Annotated in this window: 1 protein-coding gene; it reads right to left on the minus strand. The window is 44.0% G+C overall.

What is annotated here, in order from left to right:
* Nucleotides 1-250, minus strand: a 250-nt coding sequence (locus Q9J79_RS10325; RefSeq protein WP_304685386.1) for an IS1595 family transposase, incomplete at both ends; no start/stop codon positions are given.

A 250-nucleotide genomic window follows, 5' to 3' on the forward strand; every position in this document is an offset into this window, starting at 1 on the left:
AAGACGCGTTTTGCCTGATTCCAAAAGTTCTCAATGCCGTTAATGTGGTTTTGACGGTCTGCAAGTTCCTTGGAATGGTTGATGCGGTAATGGATAAAACCGCTCACGTCCAACTTGTCGTAGCTGCTCAGACTATCGGTATAAACAATACTGTCCGGTATGATTTTCTTTTTGATGACAGGGAGTAACGTTTCAGACTTGGCATTATCTACGATAACGGTATAGACCCGTCCGTTGCGTTTCAGAATGC

The organism is Neisseria viridiae, from assembly GCF_962747995.1.
GTDB classification, from domain to species: Bacteria; Pseudomonadota; Gammaproteobacteria; order Burkholderiales; family Neisseriaceae; genus Neisseria; species Neisseria viridiae.